This is a genomic window from Citrobacter sp. CK195, from assembly GCF_030333365.1.
GTDB lineage: Bacteria > Pseudomonadota > Gammaproteobacteria > Enterobacterales > Enterobacteriaceae > Citrobacter_B > Citrobacter_B koseri.
Genome location: NZ_JAOWGB010000022.1, coordinates 197,608 through 209,762 on the forward strand (window position 1 = coordinate 197,608; position 12,155 = coordinate 209,762).

Here is a 12,155-nt window from a genome sequence, read left to right on the forward strand (position 1 = left end):
CGAATGGAACTCCGAAATAAAAAATTAACCCATGACGAATTCATGACCGAGCGGCATCAGGTATTGCAAACCTGGCATACCGGCAAGGACGTCGAGAATTTTGAAGATGGCGTGAAGTATCAGCAAACCATTCCAGAGAAAAAACGCTTTTCTCACGCCCTGTTAAAAGCCGATCAGGAAGGCAAAACGCTCAGCCAGCCGCGCGCGGGCGTGGCGCTGATGGATGAACACATCGCGCTGCTCAAAACGTTGCAGGAAGAGTGCGATCTGCTTCCCAGCACCATCGATGCCTATACCCGTCTGAACCGTTACGAAGAAGCGGCGATCGGTATTCAAAAATCCATCGAAGCAGGCACCTCTAAGCTGAACGGCCTGCCGGTTGTCAACCACGGTGTTGCTGCCTGCCGCCGGATGACGGAAGCGCTGGAAAAACCCATTCAGGTTCGTCACGGTACGCCGGATGCGCGACTGCTGGCGGAAATCGCGATGGCCAGCGGCTTCACCAGCTATGAAGGCGGCGGCATCTCCTACAACATTCCTTACGCCAAGCGCGTCACGCTGGAAAAATCAATCCGCGACTGGCAGTACTGCGACCGTCTGATGGGAATGTATGAAGAGCACGGCATCCGCATTAACCGCGAGCCGTTCGGCCCGCTGACCGGCACGCTGATCCCGCCGTTTATGTCCCACGCGGTCGCCATCATCGAAGGTCTGCTGGCGCTGGAACAGGGCGTGAAGTCGATTACCGTCGGCTATGGCCAGGTGGGCAGCCTGACGCAGGATATCGCCGCCATTCAGTCACTGCGCGAACTGTCCCACGAATATTTCCAGAACTACGGCTTTGATGATTACGAACTGAGCACCGTCTTCCACCAGTGGATGGGCGGCTTCCCGGAAGATGAATCCAAAGCGTTCGCCATTATCTCCTGGGGTGCGGCGGTGGCGGGTATGTCCGGCGCGACCAAAGTGATCACCAAGAGTCCGCACGAAGCCTTCGGTATCCCAACGGCCGCCGCAAACGCCCAGGGGCTTAAAGCCTCTCGCCAGATGCTCAATATGGTCAGCGACCAGAAGTTCCCGCCGTGCGCAGCCGTGGAACAGGAAGTCGAACTGATTAAGTGCGAAGTCCGTGCGGTGCTGAAAAAAGTCTTTGAGCTGGGTAACGGCGATGTGGCGCGCGGCACGGTGCTGGCTTTTGAAGCTGGCGTGCTGGACGTACCTTTCGCCCCGGCCTCCTGTAACGCAGGCAAAATCCTGCCGGTTCGCGATAACTCCGGCGCCATTCGCATCCTTGAAGCCGGTGCGGTTCCGCTGCCGAAAGATATCCTCGCCCTGCACCACGATTACGTCGCTGAGCGCGCCCATTTTGAAGGACGCAAGCCCTCATTCCAGATGGTTGTTGATGACATCAACGCGGTATCCCACAGTCAATTAATAGGAAGACCATAATGAAAATTAAACAGGCCCTTTTCACCGCTGGCTACTCCTCATTCTATTTCGACGATCAGCAGGCGATTAAAAACGGCGCGGGTCATGATGGATTCATTTATACCGGCGCGCCGGTCACGCCCGGCTTTACCTCTGTGCGTCAGGCGGGCGAGTGCATCTCGGTACAGCTGATTCTGGAAAATGGCGCGGTAGCGGTCGGTGACTGCGCCGCCGTGCAGTATTCCGGCGCTGGCGGTCGTGACCCGCTGTTCCTGGCAGAGCACTTTATTCCGTTCCTGAACGATCACATTAAACCGCTGCTGGAAGGTCGTGATGTCGATGCGTTCCTGCCGAACGCCCGCTTCTTCGACAAGCTGCGCATTGACGGCAATCTGCTGCACACCGCCGTGCGTTACGGCCTGTCGCAGGCGCTACTCGACGCCACCGCGCTGGCGTCCGGTCGTCTGAAAGCAGAAGTGGTTTGCGATGAATGGCAGTTGCCGTGCGTCCCGGAAGCGATTCCGTTATTTGGTCAGAGCGGCGACGATCGCTATATCGCCGTCGATAAGATGATCCTCAAAGGCGTTGACGTGCTGCCGCATGCGCTGATCAACAACGTGGAAGAGAAACTGGGCTTTCAGGGCGAGAAACTGCGTGAGTATGTACGCTGGCTGTCCGATCGCATCCTGAGCCTGCGCACCAGCCCACGCTATCACCCGACGCTGCATATTGATGTCTACGGCACTATCGGCCTGATTTTCGATATGGACCCGGTACGCTGCGCGGAGTACATCGCCAGCCTGGAGAAAGAAGCGCAGGGTCTGCCGTTGTACATTGAAGGCCCGGTGGATGCCGGTAACAAACCGGATCAGATCCGTCTGCTGACCGCGATCACCAAAGAGCTGACCCGCCTCAGTTCCGGCGTAAAAATTGTCGCTGACGAATGGTGTAACACCTATCAGGACATCGTCGATTTCACTGACGCGGGCAGTTGCCACATGGTGCAGATCAAAACCCCGGATCTCGGCGGCATTCATAACATCGTTGACGCCGTGCTCTATTGCAACAAACACGGGATGGAAGCCTATCAGGGCGGCACCTGTAACGAAACCGAGATCAGCGCCCGCACCTGCGTACATGTCGCGCTAGCCGCGCGCCCGATGCGGATGCTGGTGAAACCGGGTATGGGCTTCGATGAAGGTCTCAACATCGTGTTTAACGAGATGAACCGTACCATCGCGCTGTTGCAGACAAAGGATTGAGAAATGGCACGCACATTTAAGATCTTATCGCCGACGGCCATTCTGGGCTATGGCTTCCCGGAAGAGAGCTTTCGCAAAGCGATGGAGGAGTCGCCGGATCTGATCGCCGTTGACGCCGGTTCCTCCGATCCTGGCCCCCACTACCTGGGGGCAGGGAAACCCTTTACCGACAGGGCCGGGGTGAAACGCGATCTGCGCTATATGATCACCGCTGGCGTAAAAAACGATATCCCGGTGGTGATCGGCACTGCCGGAGGTTCCGGCGCGGCGCCGCATCTGGAGTGGTGTCGCCAGATAATCCTTGAGATTGCGCAGGAAGAGAAGCTGTCGTTCTCGATGGCGCTTATCCCGTCAGATGTTGATAAAGCGATCGTTCACCAGGCGCTGGATAACGGCAAAATCACCGCGCTGGATTTCGTCCCGGAACTGACCCACGACGCGATCGACCAAAGCACCTATATCGTCGCGCAAATGGGCATCGAACCTTTCCAGCGGGCGCTGAAAGCCGGTGCGCAGGTGGTGCTGGGCGGACGCGCTTACGATCCGGCCTGCTTCGCGGCGCTGCCGATCATGCAGGGCTTTGATGAAGGTCTGGCGCTGCACTGCGGTAAGATCCTTGAGTGCGCTGCCATCGCCGCGACGCCGGGTTCCGGTTCCGACTGCGCGATGGGGATCATTGACGATAACGGCTTTACGCTTAAGACGTTCAATCCAAAGCGCAAGTTCACCGAAACCTCTGCGGCGGCGCACACCCTGTATGAGAAATCCGATCCGTACTACCTGCCGGGGCCGGGCGGCGTGCTGAATCTGAAAGGGTGCAGCTTCAAAGCGGTCAACGAGGGCGAGGTCTACGTCAGCGGTTCCCGTCACGAAGAGACGCCGTACGCGCTGAAGCTGGAAGGCGCGCGTCAGGTGGGCTTCCGCTGTCTGACCATCGCCGGGACGCGCGACCCGATCATGATTGCCAGCATTGACACCATTCTCGAAGAGGTGAAGACCAGCGTGGCGCGTAACCTCTCGCTGAATGATGACAGCATCCGCATGACGTTCCACCTGTACGGTAAGAACGGGGTGATGGGCAATCACGAACCGATGCAGAGCGCCGGGCACGAACTGGGCATATTGCTCGACGTGGTCGCGCCGACGCAGGATATCGCCAACAGCGTCTGTTCGCTGGTGCGTTCCACCCTCCTGCACTACGGCTATGAAAACCGGATTGCAACGGCGGGCAACCTCGCCTTCCCGTTCTCGCCTTCCGATATTCAAAGCGGGCCAGTGTATGAGTTTTCAATCTATCACCTGATTGAAGCGAGCGACGCGCTGCAATTTGATTTCCACCTCGAACAGGTGACGCCGGAAGGAGTTCAGGCATGAAACACTCTATTTGCTCACTGGCGCAGGTGATTCGTTCCAAAAACGCCGGACCGTACGAACTGGTTTTAGATATTTTGTTTAAAACCCGGGAAGACTATCAGCGGGTAAAAGCATCGGAACAATTAACGCCGCAGCTTATTGCCCGTTTATATAACGTCGAGCCTGATTTTATTCATCGCATTGTCTGGTTTGATCCGGCAAATGCGGTAAAAATTGTCATGCCGCGCGATATTATTTCCGGCAACGTTGGTGACAATGATGTTTATGGCGCGCAGCAACACGCGCCGCTATTAAGTATTACCTTCGACTTGTAGTCATAACAATACAACAACAGCCATCAGGATACAGGATTTTGCTGTATCACTGTTTTCCTGATTATTCATGCGGTTGGTCATAACAAGCGCGTACCTGAGCGGTTGTCTGCGTTCGGGTATGCGCTGCCCTACACATTATTCTCCAACCATTATCCGATGGAGCAAACATGAAAAAAATAAGTTTAACCAAAATGATCATATTAGGCCTGATACTCGGCATGATTGCCGGGGTGGCCATTAATAATATGGCATCGGCTGAAACAGCAAAATCGTACGCCCAGGACATCTCTATTTTTACCACCATATTTTTGCGCATGGTAAAAATGATTATTGCCCCCCTGGTTATTTCAACGTTAGTGGTGGGAATCGCCAAAATGGGCGATGCCAAAACGCTGGGGCGTATATTCTCTAAAACCTTTTTCCTGTTTATTTGTGCCTCATTGTTGTCTATTGCGTTGGGTCTGGTCATCGTCAATATGTTCCAGCCAGGCGCAGGCATTAACTTTGTGGCACACGACGCAGGCGCGGTTGCCGCCGTGCAGTCTGAACCCTTCACGCTGAAAGTCTTTATCTCGCACGCCGTGCCCACCAGTATTATCGATGCGATGGCGCGCAACGAGATCCTGCAAATTGTGGTGTTCTCCATTTTCCTCGGTTGCAGCCTGGCCGCCGTTGGTGAAAAAGGCGCCGCCATCGTTAAAGTGCTCGACTCGCTGGTGCACGTCATGCTGAAGCTGACAGGTTACGTGATGCTGTTTGCGCCGCTGACCGTCTTTGCCGCCATCTCAGGTTTGATTGCTGAACGCGGTCTGGGCGTGATGGTCAGCGCCGGGATCTTCATGGGCGAGTTCTACCTGACGCTGGGGATGCTGTGGGCGATCCTGATTGGCCTGTCAACAATGATTGTCGGGCCGTGCATCAGTCGTCTGACCAAAGCAATCTTCGAACCCGCGCTGCTGGCCTTTACCACGTCCAGCTCGGAAGCGGCTTTCCCCGGTACGCTGGACAAACTGGAGAAGTTTGGCGTCTCTTCCAAGATTGCCAGCTTCGTACTGCCTATCGGTTACTCCTTTAACCTCGTCGGCTCAATGGCCTACTGCTCGTTTGCCACCGTGTTTATCGCCCAGGCGTGCAACATTGAACTGAGCATGGGCGAGCAGATCACCATGCTGCTGATTCTGATGCTGACCTCCAAAGGAATGGCAGGCGTGCCGCGTGCGTCAATGGTGGTTATCGCCGCTACCCTCAACCAATTCAACATTCCAGAAGCCGGTCTGATCCTGCTGATGGGCGTCGATCCGTTCCTCGATATGGGCCGTTCTGCCACCAACGTGATGAGTAATGCGATGGGTGCGGCGATTGTCGGTCGTTGGGAAGGCGAGCACTTCGGCGCAGGCTGTCGTGGCAAAGCGCCGGTCAAAACCCCGGAACAGGAGCGCCCGGCAACCGAACACTCAGAAGTGGCGATGTCCTGATACCACAGCGATGCCGGATGGCGCTAACGCTTATCCGGCCTACGGTTTGCGCATTGTTGTAGGCCGGACAGCCGTCCGGCAAAAATAACTTAAAGGTGAGAAGTTAATATGTCTAAACCATTTGTCTGGCAGGAACCGTTTGTTCAAAGCAAAGATACGACGGAATATGAATTACTCAGCGACAAGCACATTACGGTAACGGAGTTAGACGGTGAAGAGGTTATCAAAGTCGCGCCTGAAGCGCTGACTCTGCTGGCCCAACAGGCATTTTATGAAGCCTCGTTTTTCCTGCGCACCGCGCATCTGAAACAGATTGCCAGCATCCTGCACGATCCGCAGGCCAGCAGTAATGATAAGTACGTCGCGCTGCAACTGTTACGCAATGCCGAAGTCTCGGCGAAAGGCGTACTGCCAAACTGCCAGGACACGGGAACGGCAACCATTGTGGCGAGCAAAGGTCAGCACGTCTGGACAGGCGGCGACGATGCCGAAGCCCTGAGCAAAGGCGTGTACATCACTTTCCAGGAAAATAACTTACGCTACTCCCAGAACGCCCCGCTGGACATGTACACCGAGGTAAATACCCAAACCAACCTGCCCGCCCAGATTGATATCAGCGCGACGCCGGGTGACGAATACCGGTTTCTCTTCGTCAATAAAGGCGGCGGTTCCGCCAACAAAGCGGCGCTGTTTCAGGAAACCAAATCTATTCTGCAACCCGAAAAACTCACCGCTTTCCTGATCGAAAAAATGCGGTCGCTGGGAACAGCAGCCTGCCCGCCCTACCACATCGCTTTTGTGGTTGGCGGATTATCTGCCGACCAGGCGCTGAAAGTGGCGAAGCTGGCCTCAACCAAATATTACGACACCCTGCCGACCAGCGGAAACGAGTTGGGCCAGGCGTTTCGCGACACGGCGCTGGAAACAACCCTGCTCAATGCCAGCCGCGAGTTTGGCATCGGAGCACAGTTTGGCGGCAAATATTTCGCTCATGATATCCGCGTTATCCGCCTGCCGCGTCACGGCGGCTCCTGCCCCATCGCAATGGCGCTCTCCTGCTCTGCCGACCGCAATATTAAAGCGAAGATCAACAAGCGCGGCATCTGGCTGGAAAAACTCGAACACAATCCGGGAAAATTTATTCCTGAATCCCTGCGCGTGGAAAACAGCGCCCAGACCGTACAGCTCGATCTCAACCGTCCGCTGCGCGAGATCCTGCATAACCTTTCCACGCTGCCTGTCGGCACCCGACTGTCGCTGAACGGCCCGATTGTCGTCGCCCGCGATATCGCGCACGCCAAAATTAAAGAGCGTCTGGATAACGGCGAACCGATGCCGGACTACATGAAAAATCACATTGTTTATTACGCGGGGCCAGCCAAAACGCCGGAAAAACAGGCCTGCGGCTCGCTCGGCCCGACCACCGGCGGGCGCATGGACGGCTATGTTGACGCCTTCCAGGCGGCGGGCGGCAGTTTGATCATGCTTTCGAAAGGCAACCGCAGCCAGCAAGTGACCGAAGCCTGTCACAAGCATGGCGGCTTCAATCTTGGCAGCATTGGCGGCGCCGCCGCGCTTCTGGCACAGCAGTACGTTAAAAGCTTACGCTGCCTTGAGTATCCCGAACTGGGGATGGAAGCCGTGTGGATGATGGAGGTCAAAAACCTGCCCGCCTTTGTGCTGGTGGATGATAAAGGCAATAACTTCTTCAGCCAGTTTGAGCAGCAACATCGCTGCGCGATCTGTCCGGCAGGGCATTAAGGAGCATTTATGGAAGCGCGAGCCAATACTGACAGGCACCGCCAGCGGCAGCAAAAACTGAAAGAACAGGTGGACACCCGCGTGGCGGCGGCCACGGAACAGAAAGGAGTCCTGATTGTTTTCACCGGGAACGGTAAAGGAAAATCGACGGCGGCCTTTGGCACCGCGACCCGCGCGGTCGGTCACGGCAAAACCGTTGGCGTCGCGCAATTTATTAAAGGTCAGTGGGATAACGGTGAATACAACACGCTGCAACCGCTGGGCGTTGAGTTTCACATTATGGGCACCGGTTTTACCTGGGAGACGCAGGACCGGGACGCGGATATACAGGCGGCGGAAGCCGTCTGGCAGGAAGGCAGGCGTATGCTCGCCGACCCGCGTTACGATCTGGTGGTGCTGGATGAACTGACGTACATGCTGGCTTATCACTACCTGGACACCCAGGACGTGATCGCCGCGATTGTGAATCGTCCCGAACAGCAGAGCGTGATCGTTACCGGTCGCGGGTGTCATACGCAATTACTGGAACTCGCCGATACGGTCAGCGAAGTCCGCCCGGTGAAGCATGCATTCGATAGCGGCATTCAGGCGCAGGCGGGGATAGACTGGTAGCCGCGCCTTTGCCTGATGGCGCTGCGCTTATCAGGCCTACAGCCCTCACTGCTTGTAGGCCGGATAAGGTCATTGGCCGCCATCCGGCATCAGTTCTCACCGCTTGTAGGCCGGATAAGGCCATTGGCCGCCATCCGGCATCAGTTCTCACCGTTTGTAGGCCGGATAGGGCCATCGGCCGCCATCCGGCATCAGTCCTCACCACTTGTAGGCCGGATAAGGCCATCGGCCGCCATCCGGCATTAGTCCTCACCGCTTGTAGGCCGGATAAGGCCATCGGCCGCCATCCGGCATTAGTCCTCACCGCTTGTAGGCCGGATAAGGCCACTGGCCGCCATCCGGCGTCAGCGCTCCACCGCTGAGATTACCGATTTTTGCAGCAGCCAGTCACGGAAGATCTGTAAATACCGGGATTCCGCTTTTTCTTCGCGCCACGTCATAATAAACCGGTTCCCTGTACGCATCGGCACATCGCAGGGAATCACCATCTCACCGTTATCCAGATCGTGCTGGATCGCAAACCGGGGCAATAGCGCCACGCCCAGATTAGAACGCACGGCGGCAATCAGCATCGACAATAAATCAAAGCGCGGGCCTTTATTCACCAGCGGACTGTTGATATCCGACAGCGCAAACCATTCCTGCCAGCCTTTGATGCGCGTACTTTGATGCAAAAGGGGAAATTCATTGAGCAACTCTTCTACGGTCAGTTTTTGATTCGGCTGAGGTAAAAGGCTGCCACTGCATACGGGTAAAATTTCCTCTTCAAATAAATACTCCACCTCTGACCAGGGCGAGCAAAAATCTTCCCGCATAATGGCGGCGTCATACTCACGGTTAAGAAAATCGCCAATATTCGCCAGCGAATGAATATTAACGATAATGTCAGGATTTATTTTATTAAATTCACGTAAATTCGGAATCAGCCAGTGGGTACTGAACGTTGGGTTCACCGCCAGCTCAATGACCTGAACGGTGGGTTGCCAGGTCATTATCGTATTGGTATCACGTTCAAGTTTGTTAAGTGTTTCTTTAACAATGCTCAGATAATGCTTACCGGCTGCATTTAAAAAAATTCGCTTTTTGGCATGGTTAAATAACGAGGTATGTAAAAAATCCTCCAGCGCATTCACCTGCCGGAACACGGCACTCTGAGTCAACGCCAACTCTTCTGCTGCCCGGGTATAGCTTTCGTGACGCGCCACCACTTCAAAAGTCACCAGTAATTCGGTCTTGGGTATCTTTCCTCTCATAACGTCTTCCATATGCAGCGTACAAAAATAGTTTAATTTATAAAAAATTAATGCAACCCCTCCAGATTATCCCCGAGAGTTATATTTTATTTTCTCCGCTAATGTCATTGATCCACTCCATGATTTACGCACACTGCCAGTGTTTAAATATTAAGCAATAATACTCAACCCCGACAATAAACACAATTTAAACGCGGTTAATTACAGGCAAATAGTGCTAATAAGTTCTTAATAATTTTTCATGTTAACTTGTTTTATGGAGAAAAAATGTTGCGAGGTGAATCAATATTATTTGTGGTTTATTTAAGGAGGATTTAACACGCGGCATAACAGAAAGCGACTGTTTATGTGTCTGATAATTTTCTGTTCGTCACCTGCTGGCAGGATGATATTAATAACAATAAGCGCGGGTAAACGTTTACCGCAGCAAGATGCTTATTTTCAACACGGTTAAGCGGCAAAACAGGCAAAAAAAAGGTCACCAGAAGGTGACCAACCATGTCGAAAACGGACCAGCCCTGCATCCTTCGCGCTTCAGGTATTCCCCTGTCGCACGAAGGAGTCGGGCCTTATTGCTGCTTTTTGAGAATTACTTCATTACGGCTTTCAGCGCTTCGCCGATATCCGCCAGGCTACGAACGGTTTTCACGCCTGCGGCTTCCAGCGCGGCGAATTTCTCATCCGCCGTACCTTTACCACCCGCGATAATCGCGCCCGCGTGACCCATACGCTTGCCTTTCGGCGCGGTAACGCCCGCGATGTAACCGACAACCGGCTTGGTTACGTGTTCTTTGATGTATGCCGCCGCCTCTTCTTCCGCGCTACCGCCGATCTCACCGATCATCACGATCGCTTCAGTCTGCGGATCTTCCTGGAACAGTTTCAGGATATCGATGAAGTTAGAGCCCGGGATCGGGTCGCCGCCGATGCCCACACAGGTGGACTGGCCGAAACCGTAGTCAGTGGTCTGCTTAACCGCTTCATAGGTCAGCGTACCGGAGCGGGACACGATGCCCACTTTGCCCGGCTTGTGGATGTGGCCCGGCATGATGCCGATTTTGCACTCGCCAGGGGTGATCACGCCCGGGCAGTTCGGCCCGATCATGCGCACGCCCGCTTCGTCAAGCGCGACTTTCACGGTCAGCATATCCAGCGTCGGGATGCCTTCAGTGATGGTGATGATCAGTTTGATGCCCGCGTCGACAGCCTCCAGAATGGAGTCTTTACAGAACGGCGCCGGAACGTAGATAACCGTTGCGGTGGCGCCAGTGGCTTCTACCGCTTCACGCACGGTATTGAACACCGGCAGACCCAGATGCGTGGTGCCGCCTTTGCCTGGCGTTACGCCGCCCACCATCTGCGTGCCGTAAGCAATCGCCTGTTCAGAGTGGAAAGTCCCCTGGCTACCGGTAAAGCCCTGGCAGATAACCTTGGTGTTTTTATCGATTAAAACAGACATTATTTCCCCTCCACTGCGGCAACAACCTGCTGAGCTGCATCCGTCAGACTTTTCGCTGCAATAATATTCAGGCCGCTGTCAGCCAGTTTTTTCGCGCCGAGTTCGGCGTTGTTGCCTTCCAGACGTACGACAACCGGTACGCTAACACCCACTTCTTCTACCGCGCCGATGATACCATCGGCAATCAGGTCGCAACGGACGATGCCGCCGAAGATGTTAACCAGAACCGCTTTCACGTTGTCATCAGAGAGGATGATTTTGAACGCTTCGGTTACGCGCTCTTTGGTCGCGCCGCCGCCTACGTCGAGGAAGTTAGCCGGTTCGCCGCCGTGCAGTTTAACGATGTCCATCGTGCCCATCGCCAGACCTGCGCCGTTAACCATGCAGCCGATGTTGCCGTCCAGCGCCACGTAGTTCAGTTCCCACTGCGCCGCCTGCGCTTCACGCGGGTCTTCCTGAGACTGGTCGCGCATTTCGCGCAGATCCGGCTGGCGGAACAGCGCGTTGCCGTCAGCGCCCAGTTTACCGTCGAGACAGATCAGATCGCCCTGCTTAGTGATCACCAGCGGGTTGATTTCGATCAGCGCCAGATCGCGCTCAAGGAAAATGGTTGCCAGACCCATGAAGATCTTCGTGAATTGCTGAACCTGCTTACCTTCCAGACCCAGTTTGAACGCCAGTTCGCGGCCCTGATACGGCATTGGGCCCGCCAGCGGATCGAGGGCGATTTTGTGGATCAGGTGCGGGGTCTCTTCCGCCACTTTTTCGATTTCCACGCCGCCTTCGGTGGAGGCCATAAAGACCACGCGGCGAGAACTACGGTCAACAACCGCGCCAAGATACAGCTCTTTATCGATATCGGTCGCCGCTTCAACCAGAATCTGGTTGACCGGTTGACCGTTAGCGTCTGTCTGGTAGGTCACGAGGCGTTTACCCAGCCAGTGTTCCGCAAACGCGCGAATCTCTTCTTTGCTGTTAACAACCTTCACACCGCCCGCTTTGCCACGGCCGCCTGCGTGAACCTGACATTTTACTACCCACGGACCCGCGCCGATTTTTGAAGCGGCTTCTTCTGCTTCACGCGGAGTAGTACAGGCATAACCCACCGGCGCCGGTAAGCCATAGCGGGCAAAAAGTTGTTTTGCCTGATATTCATGTAAGTTCATGTGTTCTGTCCATCCTTCAGGTAATCGTTATCTTTAAACCTGTAGGCCTGA

10 protein-coding genes are annotated in these 12,155 nt (G+C 54.9%); 7 read left to right on the forward strand and 3 right to left on the reverse strand.

Annotated elements, in window-relative coordinates:
- Positions 1-3: 3 nt before the first annotated feature.
- The 7 genes from OGX93_RS05890 (at position 4) to cobO (ending at position 8,226) form a co-directional block, all read left to right on the forward strand.
- Positions 4-1,449: a methylaspartate mutase subunit E gene (locus OGX93_RS05890; RefSeq protein ID WP_012133259.1), complete on the forward strand. Its 1,446-nt coding sequence runs from the start codon at positions 4-6 to the stop codon at positions 1,447-1,449.
- On the forward strand, positions 1,449-2,690 hold the full coding sequence (locus OGX93_RS05895; RefSeq protein ID WP_286449707.1) for a methylaspartate ammonia-lyase: 1,242 nt from the start codon (positions 1,449-1,451) through the stop codon (positions 2,688-2,690). The genes OGX93_RS05890 and OGX93_RS05895 overlap by 1 nt, the downstream gene beginning before the upstream one ends.
- Before the next feature lie 3 nt (positions 2,691-2,693).
- Positions 2,694-4,064, forward strand: coding sequence for an acyclic terpene utilization AtuA family protein (locus OGX93_RS05900; RefSeq protein WP_047458076.1), 1,371 nt, complete (start codon positions 2,694-2,696; stop codon positions 4,062-4,064).
- Positions 4,061-4,378, forward strand: coding sequence for a DUF4387 domain-containing protein (locus OGX93_RS05905; protein WP_012133262.1), 318 nt, complete (start codon positions 4,061-4,063; stop codon positions 4,376-4,378). Before OGX93_RS05900 ends, OGX93_RS05905 begins: the two co-directional genes overlap by 4 nt.
- A gap of 167 nt (positions 4,379-4,545) precedes the next feature.
- The gene (locus OGX93_RS05910; RefSeq protein ID WP_012133264.1) at positions 4,546-5,853 is read left to right on the forward strand and encodes a dicarboxylate/amino acid:cation symporter; all 1,308 of its coding nucleotides are present in this window, start codon (positions 4,546-4,548) and stop codon (positions 5,851-5,853) included.
- A 108-nt stretch (positions 5,854-5,961) separates the two neighbouring features.
- Positions 5,962-7,614, forward strand: coding sequence for a class I fumarate hydratase (locus tag OGX93_RS05915; RefSeq protein ID WP_286449706.1), 1,653 nt, complete (start codon positions 5,962-5,964; stop codon positions 7,612-7,614).
- A 9-nt stretch (positions 7,615-7,623) separates the two neighbouring features.
- A complete protein-coding gene (gene cobO, locus OGX93_RS05920; protein WP_286449705.1) occupies positions 7,624-8,226 on the forward strand; it encodes a cob(I)yrinic acid a,c-diamide adenosyltransferase in 603 nt (200 codons plus the stop codon).
- A 344-nt stretch (positions 8,227-8,570) separates the two neighbouring features.
- Here cobO and OGX93_RS05925 read toward each other — a convergent pair whose 3' ends face one another.
- The 3 genes from OGX93_RS05925 to sucC form a co-directional block, all read right to left on the reverse strand.
- The gene (locus tag OGX93_RS05925) at positions 8,571-9,479 is read right to left on the reverse strand and encodes a LysR family transcriptional regulator (protein WP_024130527.1); all 909 of its coding nucleotides are present in this window, start codon (positions 9,477-9,479) and stop codon (positions 8,571-8,573) included.
- Positions 9,480-10,068: 589 nt separating this feature from the next.
- A complete protein-coding gene (gene sucD, locus OGX93_RS05930) occupies positions 10,069-10,938 on the reverse strand; it encodes a succinate--CoA ligase subunit alpha (RefSeq protein WP_012133270.1) in 870 nt (289 codons plus the stop codon).
- Positions 10,938-12,104 (reverse strand): ADP-forming succinate--CoA ligase subunit beta, encoded by a 1,167-nt coding sequence (gene sucC / locus OGX93_RS05935; protein ID WP_012133271.1) that lies wholly within the window; start codon positions 12,102-12,104, stop codon positions 10,938-10,940. Before sucC ends, sucD begins: the two co-directional genes overlap by 1 nt.
- Positions 12,105-12,155: the final 51 nt, after the last annotated feature.

Excerpts from the sequence above, each read along its gene's own strand:
- OGX93_RS05905 (WP_012133262.1), top strand. The coding sequence starts at position 4,061 with ATGAAACACTCTATTTGCTCACTGGCGCAGGTGATTCGTTCCAAAAAC.
- OGX93_RS05895 (WP_286449707.1), top strand. The coding sequence starts at position 1,449 with ATGAAAATTAAACAGGCCCTTTTCACCGCTGGCTACTCCTCATTCTAT.
- cobO (WP_286449705.1), top strand. The coding sequence starts at position 7,624 with ATGGAAGCGCGAGCCAATACTGACAGGCACCGCCAGCGGCAGCAAAAA.
- sucD (WP_012133270.1), bottom strand. The coding sequence starts at position 10,938 with ATGTCTGTTTTAATCGATAAAAACACCAAGGTTATCTGCCAGGGCTTT.
- OGX93_RS05915 (WP_286449706.1), top strand. The coding sequence starts at position 5,962 with ATGTCTAAACCATTTGTCTGGCAGGAACCGTTTGTTCAAAGCAAAGAT.
- OGX93_RS05900 (WP_047458076.1), top strand. The coding sequence starts at position 2,694 with ATGGCACGCACATTTAAGATCTTATCGCCGACGGCCATTCTGGGCTAT.
- OGX93_RS05910 (WP_012133264.1), top strand. The coding sequence starts at position 4,546 with ATGAAAAAAATAAGTTTAACCAAAATGATCATATTAGGCCTGATACTC.
- OGX93_RS05925 (WP_024130527.1), bottom strand. The coding sequence starts at position 9,479 with ATGAGAGGAAAGATACCCAAGACCGAATTACTGGTGACTTTTGAAGTG.
- OGX93_RS05890 (WP_012133259.1), top strand. The coding sequence starts at position 4 with ATGGAACTCCGAAATAAAAAATTAACCCATGACGAATTCATGACCGAG.
- sucC (WP_012133271.1), bottom strand. The coding sequence starts at position 12,104 with ATGAACTTACATGAATATCAGGCAAAACAACTTTTTGCCCGCTATGGC.